This window comes from Salinimicrobium marinum (assembly GCF_014651535.1).
GTDB classification, from domain to species: Bacteria; Bacteroidota; Bacteroidia; order Flavobacteriales; family Flavobacteriaceae; genus Salinimicrobium; species Salinimicrobium marinum.
Genome location: NZ_BMXB01000001.1, coordinates 363,741 through 381,113 on the forward strand (window position 1 = coordinate 363,741; position 17,373 = coordinate 381,113).

The 17,373-nt window shown below is 40.2% G+C and carries 16 protein-coding genes and 1 pseudogene; 12 read left to right on the plus strand and 5 right to left on the minus strand.

Features of this window, described 5'->3' with window-relative positions:
- Nucleotides 1-15 precede the first annotated feature (15 nt).
- From IE056_RS01665 to IE056_RS01715, 12 genes and pseudogenes are all read left to right on the plus strand, one after another.
- Nucleotides 16-1,518, plus strand: a complete 1,503-nt coding sequence (locus tag IE056_RS01665; RefSeq protein WP_189602879.1) for a thymidine phosphorylase family protein — start codon at nucleotides 16-18, stop codon at nucleotides 1,516-1,518.
- A 7-nt stretch (nucleotides 1,519-1,525) separates the two neighbouring features.
- Nucleotides 1,526-2,419: a ribose-phosphate pyrophosphokinase gene (locus IE056_RS01670; protein WP_189602880.1), complete on the plus strand. Its 894-nt coding sequence runs from the start codon at nucleotides 1,526-1,528 to the stop codon at nucleotides 2,417-2,419.
- Nucleotides 2,416-3,060, plus strand: a complete 645-nt coding sequence (locus tag IE056_RS01675; protein WP_189602881.1) for a hypothetical protein — start codon at nucleotides 2,416-2,418, stop codon at nucleotides 3,058-3,060. The genes IE056_RS01670 and IE056_RS01675 overlap by 4 nt, the downstream gene beginning before the upstream one ends.
- A 6-nt stretch (nucleotides 3,061-3,066) precedes the next feature.
- Nucleotides 3,067-3,372, plus strand: coding sequence for a phosphoribosylpyrophosphate synthetase (locus IE056_RS01680; RefSeq protein WP_189602882.1), 306 nt, complete (start codon nucleotides 3,067-3,069; stop codon nucleotides 3,370-3,372).
- A gap of 11 nt (nucleotides 3,373-3,383) precedes the next feature.
- Nucleotides 3,384-5,528 (plus strand): copper-translocating P-type ATPase, encoded by a 2,145-nt coding sequence (locus IE056_RS01685; protein ID WP_189602883.1) that lies wholly within the window; start codon nucleotides 3,384-3,386, stop codon nucleotides 5,526-5,528.
- 199 nt (nucleotides 5,529-5,727) lie between these two features.
- Entirely contained in the window at nucleotides 5,728-6,279 is a 552-nt protein-coding gene (locus tag IE056_RS01690; RefSeq protein WP_189602884.1) for a PRC-barrel domain-containing protein, read from the plus strand.
- Nucleotides 6,280-6,391: 112 nt separating this feature from the next.
- Nucleotides 6,392-7,714, plus strand: a complete 1,323-nt coding sequence (locus tag IE056_RS01695; RefSeq protein WP_189602885.1) for an APC family permease — start codon at nucleotides 6,392-6,394, stop codon at nucleotides 7,712-7,714.
- 60 nt (nucleotides 7,715-7,774) lie between these two features.
- A complete protein-coding gene (locus tag IE056_RS01700) occupies nucleotides 7,775-8,017 on the plus strand; it encodes a heavy-metal-associated domain-containing protein (protein ID WP_189602886.1) in 243 nt (80 codons plus the stop codon).
- Nucleotides 8,014-8,262: a heavy-metal-associated domain-containing protein gene (locus IE056_RS01705; RefSeq protein WP_189602887.1), complete on the plus strand. Its 249-nt coding sequence runs from the start codon at nucleotides 8,014-8,016 to the stop codon at nucleotides 8,260-8,262. The genes IE056_RS01700 and IE056_RS01705 overlap by 4 nt, the downstream gene beginning before the upstream one ends.
- A 156-nt stretch (nucleotides 8,263-8,418) precedes the next feature.
- A pseudogene (locus IE056_RS18730) lies at nucleotides 8,419-8,514 on the plus strand (heavy metal-binding domain-containing protein); the annotation flags it as partial.
- A 745-nt stretch (nucleotides 8,515-9,259) separates the two neighbouring features.
- Complete coding sequence (locus IE056_RS01710) at nucleotides 9,260-10,237, plus strand: ion channel (protein WP_189602888.1); 978 nt, start codon at nucleotides 9,260-9,262, stop codon at nucleotides 10,235-10,237.
- Between the two features lie 367 nt (nucleotides 10,238-10,604).
- On the plus strand, nucleotides 10,605-11,921 hold the full coding sequence (locus tag IE056_RS01715; RefSeq protein WP_189602889.1) for a PQQ-dependent sugar dehydrogenase: 1,317 nt from the start codon (nucleotides 10,605-10,607) through the stop codon (nucleotides 11,919-11,921).
- A gap of 165 nt (nucleotides 11,922-12,086) precedes the next feature.
- On the opposite strand, the gene IE056_RS01720 is transcribed toward IE056_RS01715, so the two are convergent.
- The 5 genes from IE056_RS01720 to IE056_RS01740 all read right to left on the minus strand — a co-directional run bounded on the left by IE056_RS01720 (nucleotide 12,087) and on the right by IE056_RS01740 (nucleotide 17,372).
- The gene (locus IE056_RS01720; protein ID WP_189602890.1) at nucleotides 12,087-14,456 is read right to left on the minus strand and encodes a TonB-dependent receptor; all 2,370 of its coding nucleotides are present in this window, start codon (nucleotides 14,454-14,456) and stop codon (nucleotides 12,087-12,089) included.
- Between the two features lie 16 nt (nucleotides 14,457-14,472).
- Nucleotides 14,473-14,847 (minus strand): transmembrane 220 family protein, encoded by a 375-nt coding sequence (locus tag IE056_RS01725; protein WP_189602891.1) that lies wholly within the window; start codon nucleotides 14,845-14,847, stop codon nucleotides 14,473-14,475.
- 12 nt (nucleotides 14,848-14,859) lie between these two features.
- Complete coding sequence (locus tag IE056_RS01730; protein WP_189602892.1) at nucleotides 14,860-15,240, minus strand: c-type cytochrome; 381 nt, start codon at nucleotides 15,238-15,240, stop codon at nucleotides 14,860-14,862.
- Nucleotides 15,219-16,667 carry a PQQ-dependent sugar dehydrogenase gene (locus IE056_RS01735; RefSeq protein ID WP_189602893.1) on the minus strand — a complete coding sequence of 483 codons (1,449 nt, stop codon included), beginning with the start codon at nucleotides 16,665-16,667 and terminating at the stop codon, nucleotides 15,219-15,221. Before IE056_RS01735 ends, IE056_RS01730 begins: the two co-directional genes overlap by 22 nt.
- Before the next feature lie 357 nt (nucleotides 16,668-17,024).
- Nucleotides 17,025-17,372: a hypothetical protein gene (locus IE056_RS01740; protein WP_189602894.1), complete on the minus strand. Its 348-nt coding sequence runs from the start codon at nucleotides 17,370-17,372 to the stop codon at nucleotides 17,025-17,027.
- Nucleotide 17,373 lies beyond the last annotated feature (1 nt).

Consider the following 17,373-nt stretch of genomic DNA (forward strand, 5'->3'; position numbering starts at 1 on the left):
GCAATCAATAAAATAATGGACCCACACTCAAACATACTAAAATATAAACATCTCGGGATTTACACCCAAAACGAATATGTAGTGTATATGCGTGAGGATTGCCACGTCTGTAGTTCTGAAGGGTTTGTAGCACTAACAAGGATCAGGATATCAAATGCAACCACCTCAATCGTCGCAAGCTTGAACGTTTTGAGTTCCGGCCTTCTTTTACCAAATGAAATAGGCCTTTCGGATGCTGCAGCAAAAAAACTGAATGTTTCCCAAAATGAAATGCTGTATGTTTCCCATTTGGAGCCTATTGAATCGTTAAGCCACGTAAGAGCTAAAATCTATAATCAAAAACTGGATTTTAAAGCCTATAACAACATCATCAACGATATCGTAGAAGGCAATTATTCTAACATTCACCTATCGGCATTTATTACAGCCTGTGCGGGCGACCGAATGGATATTGATGAGATATGCGACCTTACTAAAGCAATGATAGCTTCAGGAAGACAGTTGGACTGGAGTAAAGATATTGTGGTCGATAAACATTGTATTGGTGGTTTACCAGGCAATAGAACAACCCCATTGGTAGTAGCTATTGTTGCCGCTTATGGACTTACAATGCCTAAAACTTCGTCACGTGCCATCACTTCACCAGCTGGTACAGCAGATACGATGGAAGTATTGACCAATGTAACGCTCTCTTCCGAAGAAATAAAAGCTGTAGTCGAAAAAGAAGGAGGATGTTTTGTCTGGGGAGGTACAGCGCAATTAAGTCCTGCCGACGATGTGCTCATTAAAGTTGAAAAAGCTTTGGATATCGATAGTGAAGGTCAGCTCATCGCTTCTGTACTTTCTAAAAAAGCGGCGGCAGGTTCTACTCACGTTGTCATTGATATTCCAATTGGTGAAACCGCCAAGGTTCGCAGTACTGAAATGGCTCTAAAATTAAAAAATCATATGGAAACAGTTGGCACTGCTGTTGGGTTGAAGGCAAAAGCTGTGGTTACTGATGGAACGCAGCCTGTTGGAAGGGGTATCGGTCCCACTTTAGAAGCTATTGATATATTAAAAGTTTTGAAAAATGAAGCTGATGCACCTAAAGACCTAACAGAAAGAGCATTGCTTTTAGCCGCTGAACTATTTGAGCTTTCTGGAAAAGAAGAAAAAGGAAAGGGACTGGAAACAGCACGTCAAATTCTCAAATCTGGAAAAGCTTATGAAAAATTTGTGGCCATTTGCAAAGCACAAGGACGCTTTTCAAAACCTGTTTTAGCACCTCATAAGATGGAAATTACAGCCGAAAGATCCGGAATTTTAAAAAGAATTGATAACCGAAAAATAGCGAAGCTCGCAAAGCTTTCAGGAGCACCTCAATCTATTTCGGCAGGAATTCTATTAAATATCCATTTGGGAGAACAAATAGAAAAGAATCAATTGCTATATACTTTATATGCTGAATCCAAAGGCGAACTTAACTATGCATTGGAATATAAAAATAACCATAACGACATCATAACCATAATTTAAACGTGCTATGAAAACAATATTATTTAGCCTTCCCGGAAATGAAAAACTTACAGAGCTTTTAGCAAAAAAAATGGATGCTGAAATAGGGAAAGCCAACGTGCGTAAATTCCCTGACGGGGAGTCATACACGCGTATATTATCTGATGTTAAAGATAAATGTGTGGTACTAGTATGCACCTTGCACGAACCGGACGAGAAACTGCTGCCTCTATATTTTTTAAGCCACACAGCCAAATCCTTGGGAGCAATGTGCACCTGCTTGGTAGCACCCTATTTGGCGTATATGCGTCAGGACAAAGTATTTAATGAAGGTGAAGGAGTGAATTCCGGTTTTTTTGGAAAATTGATTTCAGGTTTTGCCGATAGCATTATCACAGTTGACCCTCATTTGCATAGAATTAGTTCTTTGGGAGAAGTGTATCAAATTCCAAATAAAGTAATTCACGCTGCTGATGCCATTTCAGAATGGATCAAGAAATACATCAAAAACCCGGTACTTATCGGGCCCGATTTGGAAAGTGAACAATGGGTTTCCGAAGTCGCTAAAAATGCTGGCGCACCTTTTACGGTATTACAGAAAGTACGTCACGGCGACCGTGACGTGGAAGTCTCTGTTCCTGATATGGATAAGTACAAGAATGCCACACCCATTTTGGTAGATGATATTATTTCCACCGCGCGAACAATGATTGAAACCGTACAACATCTGAAAAAAGCAGGAATGAAACCCCCTATCTGCGTAGGCATTCACGCCGTTTTTTCAGGAAATGCCTATCAAGATTTATTGGATTCCGGAGTAGAAAAGATAGTTACCTGCAATACCATTCCGCATCCATCCAATGGCATAGATTTAAGCAATATTATTGCAAAAGAGGTAAAGAAATTAATGCACCATATATGAGAAAACAAGGATTTATAGTACTATTTATCTTATTCAGCATCACAATGACTGGACAAACGGAAATGCTTATAGGGCAGATTTCAGGCAGAGTGGTCATTCGTGAGAATTTTGATGAAAAAGGTGCTTTTCTCAATAAACAAATATTTGAAGCGGGTGAAACAATAAAGAAAAATGGATATTATGAAATTGAGGTAGTTACAGAATTGTTGGATAAAGACAAAAAATTGACCGATAAATACACCACGACCTATCTCTGTAAGCCTGATGAAGCCAGTATTATAATAATGGCTTTGCCGTTTTCCAACCCAAAATCAAGGCAGACCAAGGTTAATACCACCTCTGAAAAATTTAAAAGGCTTTACGATTTGGACAACCTTGAAAATATAGAATTGGAAATGACTTTTGATTCGGGACTGCTCGATTTTTTTGGTTCCAAAAGTATTATAAAGATATATGACCGAAAGTTCAATGACAACAAAAAAACTATTAATTCAAAGATCAATATTAAGACCTATGCGTGGGGGATTCGCATTAAGCAACTAAATTATACTGTTAACGAGAAATTAAATGGACAAGGTCTATTGAACTTTCAAGAATTTATCGAAGAAGACAACAGTTATTTTACAATGACTTATAAATAAAAGAAAATGAATAATTATGACACCCTTTCAGAAGCTGTGAATGGCCTCCAGGCCAGAGGTTACAAATATGATTTTAATTTAAAGCCTCACTGTCTTGAGTGCCCCTCTTTAAAGCTGGAGATACACCCACAGGATTTTTTGGTCAATGAAGTATATAGATTTGAAGGAATGAGCAGTACAGATGACAACAGTATATTATTTGCTATCTCTTCCCGTTATGGGGTCAGGGGGATTTTGGTAGATGCATACGGTATCTATTCAGAAAATATTTCGGAAACAATGCGAACCAAACTAAGACAAATTAACCAGTAAATTCAGGAATTATGGAACATCACGACGAACACAAGGAGGAGTCAAAGAATTCAGCGAAGCGGGAAGCAAGAAAAGAAGAAGCTAACTTAAAGGATGACCTTGCTGAAAAAACAAAACATGGGCACAATAAGGCGATGGACCGGGACATGATGGATCATGACAGGGGGAAACATGACGATGATGAACCCGCTCATGGCCATGCAGGTCATGATCACCATAAAATGATGATTGAAGATTTTAAGAAGCGTTTTTGGGTAACTCTTGTTTTAACTATCCCAATCCTCTTTCTGTCGCCAATGATCCAGGATTTCTTTGGGTACAAATATCTTCTACCAGGAAATAAGTACATCCTTTTTGCCCTCTCGACTGTTGTTTACTTCTATGGAGGCTGGCCATTTTTGAAAGGCTTTTGGTCTGAAGTGAAAAAAGCTGCCCCAGGGATGATGACCCTCATTTCTATGGCAATTACAGTGGCTTATCTCTACAGTTCTGCCACGGTCTTTGGTCTCGAGGGTGTTGACTTTTTCTGGGAACTCGCTACGCTTATTGCTATTATGCTGGTAGGGCATTGGATTGAAATGAAATCTGTTTTGGGTGCTTCCAAAGCTTTACAGCTTTTGGTGAGTATGATGCCTGCGGAAGCGCATCGGGTAAACGGAGATCAGATTGAAGATGTAAAGCTGGATACGCTAAAAAAAGGAGATATAATTCTTGTTAAACCTGGTGAAAAAGTGCCTGCAGATGCTATAATCGTGGAGGGTGAAAGCTACCTGAATGAGTCGATGCTTACCGGGGAATCAAAACCGGTAAAGAAAAGTACAGATCAAAAAATAATTGGTGGATCTATTAACGGCAATGGATCCTTAAAGGCTAAAGTCGAACATACCGGGAAGGATAGCTATCTCAATAAGGTGATCACTATGGTGGAGGAAGCGCAAAAATCCAAATCCAAAATGCAAAACCTTTCCGACAGGGCCGCAAAATGGTTGACCTACATAGCATTGGGTATTGGTTTTGGCACTCTTGCGGTTTGGTTGATCTTAGGCTTTCCTTTTGTGTACGCACTTGAGAGAATGGTGACGGTTATGGTCATTGCCTGCCCCCATGCGCTAGGACTGGCAATTCCACTTGTAGTCGCAATTTCTACAGCAGTATCTGCCCAAAATGGATTGTTAATTCGTAACCGAACGGCTTTTGAAGAATCCCGAAAAATTACCGCCTTACTTTTTGATAAAACCGGAACCCTTACTAAAGGGGACTTCGGCGTCACCCGTATCGAATCTGTGAATGATAAATTCTCCAAGGAAGAGATTCTAAGGCTTTCCAGCGCGTTAGAACAGAGTTCTGAACACCCTATTGCTGTTGGGATCATCAAAAAAGTAAAAGATGATAAAGTCCCTATTCCAAAACCAGAAAACTTTAATGCCATTACCGGCAAAGGAGTCGAGGCCACTGTAGAGGGAAAAGAGGTGAAAGTAGTAAGTCCTGGATACTTGCGGGATGAAAATATCAACATCCCCGAAGATGCCTATAGCGATGCAGCCGAAACTGTGGTTTTTGTATTGATCAACGGTGAATTAGCCGGGTATATCGCGCTTGCCGATGAGATTAGACCCGAGTCTGCAGACGCCATCAGGATATTTAAAGAGAACAATATTAAAGTTTTTATGGCAACAGGGGATAATGAGAGGACCGCTAAAGCAGTTAGTGACAAACTCGGTCTGGATGGATATTATGCAGAAGTCTTACCCCATCAAAAAGTGGAAATAGTTAAAGAATTGGAAAGTAAGGGAGAATTTGTGGCCATGACCGGTGACGGGGTTAATGATGCGCCGGCTTTGGCTCAGGCGAACGTTGGTATTGCAGTAGGTTCGGGAACAGATGTGGCTGCAGAAACTGCCGATATCATCCTGGTCAACAGTAATCCTCAGGATATTGCCAATCTAATCCTTTTTGGAAAAGCTACTTATGATAAGATGATTCAGAACCTGGTATGGGCAACGGGTTATAACGTTGTAGCCATTCCATTAGCTGCCGGAGTACTTTATTCCACAGGTTTTGTGTTAGGACCTGCCGTTGGGGCCGTGTTTATGAGTTTGAGTACAGTTATTGTTGCAATTAATGCGCAGTTACTGAAGAAAAAGATTGGAAAATAGGAGAAAAAGTTCTTGGAAAATTTCATTTAATTTTCATGAAAAATTGTGCAATGGAGACACTTGCAAAGGCTAAAATATTTCTTTCTCACTGATTAGAATTATAAAGGGAAATCAAGGGTCCAATTTTTACTTTGAAAAATAATATGTTTAGTTTTTAATGATATGTTTTGAAATAATTAAACCCGATTAAAATTAGGATATGACGAGACACAGAATAATGATACAGAAGTGGAAATATGATGAGGTTGGTCAGGATATAAAAAGAAGTACCTCAAGAGATCCTAATGAGATTTCTGCACCACTTGAACATTTGGAAGAGCTTAAGAACAGCGACTACAAAATTGATGATCATTTTTCCAGGATTTATGGAAGGCAGATAGTTGATGCTACTGGAACAAGAGTGGGAAAGCTGAAGGATTTTTTGTTCGACAAAACCCAGAAAAGAATAAGATACCTCGTTGTGGGATTAGAGATAAATGTAAAAGAGGATAAGGATGTTTTAATTCCCATAGGAAGAGCAGAACTAAATCAAGAGAAACAAAAAATTGTTGTTCAGGAACAAGTAAGTGCTGAGAAACTAAAAACATTGCCCACCTATAAAAACTTAAAAAGTCTCGCTATTGAAGATGAAAAGAAGACTCTGCTAATTTTTTCCGCAAAACAAAAGGAGGAAATCAGTTATACGCAAGGGAATTTTTACAACCAGGAGGATTTCAATGAAAGGACTTTTTTCGGTTCTGATGAAGAATGAGGAAATGCAGGTCTACTTATAGTCAAAGGAATTCAGCTTATTAAATGAAAGCCCGGAATTTCCTTTTTTTGAAGTTATATTGAAGGTTGATTGATTTTTTTTAAAGAATTATATGTCTGAATATAAAAAGAACAGCCTTTCCCTTACCGGTGCGGTGGCAATGGGAACAGGTGTAATGATTGGTGCAGGGATTTTTGCGCTCCTTGGGCAGGTGGCCGAACTCTCCGGGGAATACTTTGCATATGCTTTTATCCTGGGAGGAATTATTTCCGGTTTTAGTGCCTACTCTTATATTAAAATGTCCAATGCTTATCCTTCAGCAGGAGGGATAGCTATGTACCTGCAAAAAGCGTATGGCAAAGGAACTATTACAGCTGCCGCATCTTTGCTCATGGCCTTTTCTATGATTATTAATGAAAGCCTGGTCGCCAGGACATTTGGGAGTTACACCTTGCAGCTATTTGATGCTGGGGAAAGAAGCTTCTGGGTTCCAGCCTTAGGGGTAGGATTGCTTATAACAGCCTTTGTTGTAAATATTCTTGGAAATAAAGCAATTGGAAAAATCTCCCTTTATATGGCAGCTTTAAAAATTGGAGGTTTAATTATTTTTGCAGCTGGAGCCCTTTGGGCTTCCGGGGTGGATCTGGATGCGGCTGTTCCTTCTGAAGAACGCAAAAACAGCATTGTTGATTATGTTGCTGCACTTGCCTTATCTATTTTGGCATATAAAGGTTTTACTACTATAACCAATAGCGGGAGTGAAATTGAAAAGCCTCACAAAAATGTTAGTAGGGCCATAGTAATTTCTTTATCAACTTGTGTGGTAATCTATTTTTTAGTAGCTCTGGCTGTAGGATCGAATCTTTCTATTACTCAAATAATAGAAGCAAAAGATTACTCGCTTGCGGAAGCTGCTCGGCCCCTGTTCGGGGATTTTGGATTAATCTTTACCGTTGGAATTGCTATTATAGCAACGGTTTCCGGGGTGATCGCCAGTATTTTTGCAGTTTCCCGGATGACAGGAATGCTCACAGATATGCATTTAATCCCCCATAGCCATCTTGGAATGTCTGGAACTATCCAAAGGCATATGCTGATATATATAGTAGTAATTGCAATTATCTTGACCATATTCTTTGACCTAAGCCGAATTGCTTCTTTGGGTGCTATTTTCTACCTGGTCATGGATATAATCGTTCATGTGGGGGTTTTGAGATATCTGAGAAAGGAAGTAAAAGCAAAATCAGCTATTTTGATTACAGCAATTATTCTTGATGTTGTTGTTCTTCTTGCCTTCTTGATTGTAAAATCTCAAACTGACATATTTATAATTTATGTCGCGGTTCCTTCTATTATTCTAATTTTTATTGCTGAATTTTTCTTTCTGAAAAACAGGTTTGACGAAGGGGAAGCTGATATGCATTCCCATGAGTAAATACAAATTCTACTTTTACAGAATAGTAGCGTAAATTATTTTAACTAAAAACGTAATTAAATGACCCATAAATATAAAATATCAGGAATGACCTGCAACGGCTGCCGAAGTACGGTGGAGAAAGCTTTGCAGGGAGTTGAAGGAGTATCTAATGTTGAAGTAAACCTTCAGAATGAACAGGCAGTTATTGAGATGAAGCAGCATGTGCCCGTGGCAAAGCTACAGCAGGCACTGGAAGAAACGAAAGGAAGCTATTCTATTGCTCTACCACTTGAGGATGAAGGTAGTTCTCAAACAATATGACGCATACCTATGCTGTTCACGGGATGACCTGCAACGGCTGCCGTAGCCGTGTCGAAAAAACCTTAAATGAAGTAGAAGGAGTCACAAAGGCTTCGGTAGACCTAGAAAAGGAAGAGGCGATGATAGAGATGGATAAACATATTCCACTTAAAACCTTTCAGAAAAAGCTGGAGGAAGATGGAGGAACTTATTCTATCACTGTGCCGGGAGAGAAACCCAAAAAACCGTCTAAAGAAAATACATAAAAAGCGACGGGAGGATCTGGAACCTTTTATTATCCAATGTACTGCGAGGAGGAAAAAACCTACAACAAACCCGGGGATTGCACGGTGTGTAGGGTGAATCTTGTGGAAGTACCGTTTTCGCAAAAGATGCCTCAGTGATTTACCTCCCTCAGGCATCCTAAAACAGTAGAGGATGAAATGGGTTCCTGCCCAATTTGCGGGATGGATCTTGTGCCTATGGAAGGAGGTGTGGATGGAGATGATAAGACTTAAGAAACTGCTGAAGAAGTTCTTGACTGCTACTGTCTTCACCGTTCCTAATTTAATAGCAGCGATGTCTGAGGAAATGTTTTCAGATAATCCACTGTTAGAGCTAATGGATTGAAAGTACCGGAAATGGGTTCATTTAGGGCTATCTGTTCCTGTTGTTTTTTATGCCACCTGGATGTTTTTTGAACGAGCTTATTGAAAACAAGACCCTGGGTATTCCAGTTGCAGCAGGATTGCCGTAGTCATTTTTAGTAATACTTCTTTCACCTATAATTGCTGCCTTGGCTATTGCAGCCCTGTTGCGGTAATAGCAAATGCTTGGCGTCTTAGAGCTGCAAAGGTTTAGCATATAATGAAAATCTATGGTTCCTTGACAAAGACATTACAATCTAAATTACCATTATCCTGGGATAGTGAATGTATTTTCTAAAATAATAGAACAGGGCGAAATCCATAATAACTAATTTGTTCAAAATTGATACAAATTACGTTATGGATTTCAAAAGAGAGAGAGATGCGAATAAGCGGCTATGGTGTCTGATTTTCGCTTCAATAGTAATTGTAGAGTTGGGATGGTGGATAGCAGAAGAAGTTTTCTGTGAGCCTGTAATAGAGGTTGATTCTAAAGGAGAGAAAGAAATTTCACCTAATGATTCTTTTTTTTGTAGGATTTCAGGATGAATTTCAGGGTCTATTTATATTGGCTTCTCAAAAATTATAACATAGATAAAAACAAATAAATAATAAAATGTCAGAAACATTGCTAATCCTTGGATTCATTATACTATTAATAGCTATACATGATTTCTTTTACACTACTCTTTCCGCCAGTGGGGCGGGTTTTATTTCTGAAAATGTGGCAATTTTATCAGATAGGATACTACAGTTCTGTGTGGGGATTTTTGGGAGAAAGCTTTATAACTATCACGGGCTATTCATAAATCTCATGATCCTCGCAGTATGGCTTTCTATGATTTGGTTTGGACTTTTCCTGGTTTATTCTTCCAACCCCGAGGATATTACTAACAGTAGCGGCAGAGTAGCAAATTTCTGGGAACGGCTCTATTTTACTGGATATATACTTTCTACTCTGGGGATGGGAAATTTTAAACCTATATCGCCTTTTTTTGAACTGGTTACGAGCTGCTTTTCCTTCTTTGGATTCATTTTTTTCACCAGCTCGATGACTTATTTTCTTTCAGTTTCATCTGCTGTGGTAAAGAAAAGAACCCTGGCGAAAAGCATCCATAATTTGGGTAATAGCCCCCAGGCCATAGCAAATAAGTTACTTAGACTAGATTCCCCCTATAGTTACCTACAGATCCTTGACCTTCAGGAGAAGGTAGACGAACATTCCGTAAGTCATCAGGCTTATCCTGTTGTTCATTACTACAGTCGGTCCCAAGTGAAAGACTCGTTCAGTATTAATATCACAAGATTAGATGAGGCTTTATCAATTCTTCTTAAATCTAACAAGGGAGAAAATTTTCGGGAGGAATTGAAAATTTTGCGTTCTTCTCTGTCAGATTTTCTTCGAAATCTAGATAAAAATTTCTCCCGCAGCTTGCCTAAAGCTGAAGTTTCCCCAGGCAATGAAGATTTACCGCGCAGTTTGACTCAAAGAAACTCACAAGAGTTGGTTGAGCGTAGGCGTATTTTGGGGAGCTTGCTTAGAAGCGAGGGCCTTAGCTGGCACCAGGTCGTGGAACAGGATCAAGAAAGCTAAAAAATATGTCATAATTAACAATTATATCCTCTATTCTGAATAAAAAACTTAAAAATAAAATGTCTCTCCTAGCGGAATCGATTTTTACTATAGATAGCCATGGATAAAATTACATTCAAATATTCTTCTTTTTTTTAAAATAAAATGATAGAAATACTATTGAAGAACTAATACTTTACTCTCTTTAAAGTTAATAAGAGGATAAGTTTAAATCATAGTTAAATAGAGCGGTTAAATGTCGATTTAGTATTTATAGACTTAACAGTCATATGTCAGTCTTTAACAGCCTGTTAACCACTGCTGTATATGGTTTTGTGTACCTTGCTAACAGATTGATAACAAGGAATTCCACTAAAAATAGACCATTATGAAAATCAAATCCTTTTTCTCTTTAATCTGCTTATTAACTATATCCTTCGCAACTTTTTCGCAGGAATCGGTAGGACTGGAGGTTGTAGCAGATAATCTAGTTTCCCCTGTGGCATTTGTTGAATCTCCTGATGAATCTGGAAGGTATTTCATCGTTGACCAGGTAGGGGTGATCCGAATTCATACTCCCCAAAAAGGACTTTTGGAAGAACCATTCTTAAATCTGAAAAATAAGATAGTTGAACTAAAAGATGCCCATGAAGAACGAGGTTTGTTAGGACTTGCTTTTCACCCCAATTATAGTGAAAACGGCAGGTTCTTCGTCTATTATAGTGCACCCCTGAGTGGGGATGGTCCCGAGAACTGGGATCATACCAGCCACATTTCAGAATTCAGGGTCTCTCCGGATAACCCCGATATGGCTGACAAAGCTTCAGAAAAGATCATTCTGAAGGTCGATCAGCCACAGGATAATCACAATGCTGGGACTTTGGCCTTTGGGCCAGACAATTACCTCTACATTGCCCTTGGCGATGGTGGTGGGGCAAATGATATCGACATGGGACATGTACCTGATTGGTATGGGGAAAATGCCGGTGGTAATGGGCAGGATGTAGAGCAAAACCTGCTGGGCAGTATCCTGAGAATTGACGTAAATGGAGATGCTCCTTATAATATTCCTGATGACAATCCTTTTGTAGATAAGGAGGGAATGGACGAGATCTACGCCTACGGGCTCAGAAATCCGTACAGGTTCTCGTTTGACATGAAAGGAACCAATGATCTCATTGCGGGAGATGCAGGACAGGTACTTTGGGAAGAAGTAAGTGTGATCACAAAAGGTGGCAATTATGGATGGAACGTGATGGAAGGAACACACTGCTTCAATGCCTATAATAACGATAAAGAGAAGGAGAAATGTCCCGAAAAAGATAAGATGGGCAACCCTTTAATAAGTCCTGTGATTGAATTTAAACAAGGCGGGACCGACCATGGAGGCAAAGGCCTGGTCGTCATAGGAGGTTATGTTTACAGGGGTGAAGACCTTAGAAATATGGACGGAAAGTACATTTTTGGCACCTGGACGCAGCATCATGGAAAACCTGCGGGAGCCGTGTTCGTTTCAACTCCAAAAGAGACCGGCATGTGGGATTTTCAAGAGCTGAAAATTGCTCAGACCAACTCTACTTCAATCGGCCATTATTTATTGTCTTTCGGTCAGAACAAGGAAGGAGAAATGTTTATTCTTACAACCGATGAGGAGGGCCCTGTGGGCAATACCGGAAAGGTGTTTAAAATGACTTCTGGGAATTAAAAAAAAGATATTTAAACATACGAGAGGTCGTCAAGAAAGCCCCGATTTCATAAACCTGAAATTGTTTCAGGTTCTAATAATGGCGATCTTCAGATTAAAAGATTCTGAAATAAATTCAGAATGACGTTCTATTAGTTTTTTAGACGGCCCCTTATTTATTAAAGATCATATCTTAAATGATAAAGTTACACCGTAAGTAGCCGGGTTTCCGAGGTGAACTGCACCAAAATTATACCCATAACTGATGTACCGGGTGTCAAAAATATTACGTCCCCATATCATTAGATCAACATCTTTATATGAGAGTCCCAAGTTTCCATTGTATAAATTATATGGCTCCTGCCTTAAATTATTGGCAAGATCAAAATATTGTTCTCCAAGGTATTTCCACTCTGCACGGACCCTGAAATTCCAGTTGTTCCCAAATCCGAGATTTGAATTATACTGGAGGGCGAACATAGAAGTTACCTCGGGTGTATAGATTTGTTTGTTTTCCTGCAGGTTTACCTCATTTCCATCCTGTGCTATAAGAAGCGATTCATAACTCGCATCAGTAAAACCAAGGTTATAACTAAATTCAAGGCCACGGGAGAGCAAGGCACGAAGTTCTACTTCAAGGCCTTTGCTGCTGAGGCTTCCCGTGTTGCGGGTAACAATTACTCCTTCGGGCAGTATTAAGGTGGGCACCTGGACGTCTGTCACTTCCGTATAAAATAGAGTTGCATTCACAATTAGCATATTCTTCAAAAATGAATTTTTAGTACCTAATTCATAATTGTTACTAAACTCTGGTTGAAATTCAAACAAAGCTGGCTGGGAAGGGTCAGTACTCAGAGGAGTAAGACCACCGGCCCGGAACCCACGGCTGTAGGTAAGGAAGATCAGGTTTTCTTCTGAAAGATCATAAGTTAAGCCAATTTTGGGTGAGAAAGCATTGAAATTTGCAGTGGCAGTAGAGTCAGGTTGATACTCAAATTGTGGTTCGGTATCAGAATCCAGCTGGTATTCTCCCAGAACCGATTGCTTCTTGTATTCATGATCATATCTTGCGCCTGCTATAATTCCCAGATCATCTGTGACCCGATAGTTTATCTGCCCAAAAAAGGCAATTCCTTTACCTGTTGATTCTGTGGTATTGATAAGCGAATAATTTGTTTGTTCAGATCCTATGAGTGCAGCATCTTCTCCAAAATGTGTCGCTTGTTTTACCGGGCTTTCCTGGTAGAACAAATAAGTTCCTGCTGTCCATTCGAGGTTTTTGTCTGATCTACCGGGAGAGGAGAGTCGGAATTCCTGTGTAGCCACTTTTACTGTATTCCAGTCTTTTCCATAGTCATTAATGATTGACAGAGCATCCAGAGGAGAGAAGTCCGCATCAATTGGGCTTTCATAATACCTGTAGTTCTGTTGATAAGCAGTTTGAGAACTAAAATTGAGGTTTTTTCCTTTATGATCAATCACCAAAGAAGTATTAAAAGTATTGTCCTTCATAGTGGAGATCTCATTTTGATTTAATGTATAGGGATCTTCAAAAGCAGCCTCAATTCCCATGTTCAGAGGAAATGCACCATCATTCTCTGCTGAAAAATGCTTGAAATTTAGAGTAGCATTCCAGGTGGGGCTAAAGATGTACTGCAGGTACACGTTTCCGGAGAAATTTTGTTGATCATCGTAGCTGGAACCGGTAAATTCATTTGTGTAGAATCCTTCTCTTTCTTCATATAATCCTGCTACTCCAAAGTAGAATTTTTCACCCAAAGAAGTTCTTACCCCCGCCATGTAGCGCTGTCGATCATAATTTCCTAATGTTGCCTCGGCAAAGATTGAAGTTCCCTGCTCAGGTTTTTTGGTAACAATATTAATGACCCCACCCATCGCATTTCTGCCGTAAAGAGTTCCCTGTGGTCCTCTCAGTACTTCTATTCTTTCAATGTCAAAAAGCTGTGTGATATAGGTGTCCAGGTTGAATTGGCTTACTCCATCAATATATGTGGCAACAGCCGGATCATAAGAAGTGCTTACGATTCCTCTAATTGAAGTAACCGTTCGCCGGTCACCGGGGTCACTTGCGTATAAGTTGGGTGCAATTGCCGTTAAGTCATTTGCATTTTGGATTTGCCTCGCTTTTACAGCTTCATAGGACAAGCTGGTGATGCTGAGGGGGATTTCCTGTACCACTTCCTCTCTTTTTTGCGCGGTTACAAGGACATCATTCAGGCGGTTCGTTTTTACCTGCAGTTCGATCTCTATAGTTCCGGTGCTGCCATCAACTATAATATTTTGTGAGGTAGTGGCAAATCCTTGTTTCTGAATGGCAAGGATATAACTTCCGTAGGGGACTTGTGAAAAGGTAAATTCTCCTGAAGTATTTGTTTCGGTGGTAAAAGAGGTGTTCAATAAATGCACCCGTACATTCTCCATAGGTTCCGCATTTTCATTTATGACCACCCCTTCCAGGGATGAGACGGATTGGCCGAATATAGGAGCGATAAATATCATGCACATAAAAAGAGGATAAACAAAGATTTTTTTCATCTTGTGGTATGATTATTTAAGAACGTTTATTTTTTTGAAACAATAGGTTTAAAATAGCCGCAGAACTCAGAATGAGCAAACCGAAGAACTCCCGTGTCTCTTCGATCCAGGGTTTTTGAGCCGTCATGGACTGTGCAATATTTTCAGCATTATGATCCCTGTACCAGCTTAAAACGCCATTGGGGCTTATGAATAAGTAGGTAGCGTACGTAAGATAGAATGCCAATGCCAACCAAAAAAAGGCAAGTTGACCTTTTCCAATAAGAGGCAAGAGGCAAAGCAAGCTTCCAGACAAATAGATACCAGTCCATACAAACGAATCAGAGTCGTTTAATTGTAGAATAGCAGACAATAAAAATAGAATAACAAAAAAAATATTGACGAATTTCAAAATTTCAAAATTTTAATCTTTGCTGTTGTCCTTACGCAAATAGAGCAGGTATTCTGCTATATTTTCTACCTGGCCATCTGAAAGCTGTTCTTCATTAAAAGCCGGCATAAGTCCGATGCCATTTCTGATCTGAAATTTGATTAGACCTTTAGGCAAGGGTTTATTTATTATAGCCAGTCCCACACCAGATAATCCTTCTGGATGGCATGTGGCACAATGATTATTAAAAAGAATCCGTCCGTTTTTAAGATTTTCATTTGGCATTTCTACAACTCGAGCATAGGGTACGGTCTTTGGAGTCGAACAGCTGCTCACTTTTGTACCTGTTAGAAATAAAATGCTTATGATAAACCAGATAGTTTCTTTTTTCATTACTGCTTTGTTACTTTCCATATCACACCGGTTTTTAAAACAGGGTTAGAACCTTTTTTACTTGTTGAGAGAATACCAAAATCAACAATGTACAGAGCAGTACCGTCAGGACTAAACTGGACCGAAACCGGCCTCTCCAATCCTCCGGCTTCCAACCAGGAGGCGGGGCCATTCTTTTTTGCTTTATTGGTCGCAAAATCCTCAACTATTCCTGAACCGACATCTGCCCGCACGACCCGATAGCCTACAGGAGAAAGTACTTTCCCAACTCCCGGAGCCATATCGCCGAACTGCGCTATAAAGGCCTGTCCATCAAAGCCGAAGTCTGCGCTGGTGGAAAAACTTAACCCATTCGACGAAGAATGAACACCAAGCTTAGCGACAGGTTCTGGAGGGGTGCCGGGGTCATTTACCAGTATTTTTTCTGGGACTTTCTCCCCCGGGACTTCCAGTTCTGTTACGGGCATTTTTCCATTATAGTCTGGCCATCCATACCACGCTCCCTGCTCGAGCCTGAACAATAAATCCCCTGTCCCCCAAACAGGGCGGCTACCCCGGACATCATAGGAGTTCTGGGTGACGTAGATCTTCCCGTCCGGAGCTATGGCCATTCCATAAGGATTTCTAAGCCCCCAGGCAACCAGTTCAATATTCCCGCCGCTAGTTGGTACCCGCATAACAGCACCTGTACAGGGAATTGCCCCCTGTATCACCTGGTTCTGTTCTACTCTCTGGTTGTAGGGGGAGTAGGGACCTGTTACTGCTTCATCATCGGGATCTTCGGTCAGGACATTTTTTGTCTTACTGTTTATTCGGTTTACAGTAATATCCTTACATGGAATGTCGTGAAAATCCTCGTATCGGTATAGCCAGCCAAAAGAGGCATTATCGTTACCTACTACTGCCGAATTTGTTGCGGTACCTTGTCCAAAATATACGTGTCCATCCTTCACTACGGGGCCATTGGTATGATGATCTCCCAGGCTGGGCAGGCCATCAACTAAGACCTGAACAGTACCTTCTTTGCTAACTTTGAGTATCTTTCCCCCTTCCAGTTGTCCTCCTTCAGCTATATAAAAGTAGCCGTCGTTGTAAGTGACTCCATTCCAGGGCCCATTTTTTTGGCCAGTATAAATCATAGTTGTGGTACCATCAGGAAGTATTTTAAGCAGTTTTGGTTCTAAAAAAACCTCCCCGTAAGAATAACCTGCTTCTATGGCGTACAAGTTTCCCGCCTCATCGAAAGTAATAGCAGTGGGAAAGGTAAGATTTCTTACAACTACCTCAATTTTGTAGCCTTTTGGGAGAAGTACATCTGAGGTATCAATGACCCTGCCTACAGGGACATCAGAAAGTTGACCGCCGCCTTTCGAGGGCAACATACGATAGCAACTTTGGAAAGCCAGTAGGTTGGCAAAGAGTATCAGAAAGAAGTATTTGTTCTTCATTTGATTCTGTCTTTTACAATATTAAGAGTAGTAGACTACTGGTGTTGCGGAGGGTTCTGGTAAGTAATTTAAAAGACTGCCGACAATTTTGTCTTGTCATACCAGATTAAAAGCAGCAAAATTGTACGGCAGCCCGTATTTAATAAATTTAGTATTGCAGCTTAGGCGGATTCTGCCCACCACCACCATATTAAAGCAATGACTATTATTGTTCCTATAATCCAATACCACATTCTGGCATTCTTTCTTTTTCTTTCTCCTTCTGTTTCCATAATTTAAATATTTAGTTGTTAGTATTGATTAATCGTTTTATTTAGAGCTTTAAGGGGCTGCTTTTGGCTCATTGGATTCCAACCTTTAATTTTTACCTTTTAACTTCTTTCTGTTTTCCCGAAGAACCCTGTATATACCCATGATGCTTCCAAACAGTCCTCCAATTCCACTCCCAATTACGAAGCCGAGAAAGGCTGCCGGTCCACGGTTCCCTGCTGACATCTGCCCAAGCCCTACTACAGCCCAGGCACCATCGGCCACCATCCAGGCTATAAACCCCACTATTATACCGCCAATTATAGCACCAACCACAGCAAGTGAAAGCATTGAAGGGTGATAAATTAGGTTTCCATGAGGATCCCTGTTTGTTCTCTCCAAAACAGAATCGGCACTTGGTTTTTTCATTTTTTTGTCTTTCTTTTCTTCTTCCATT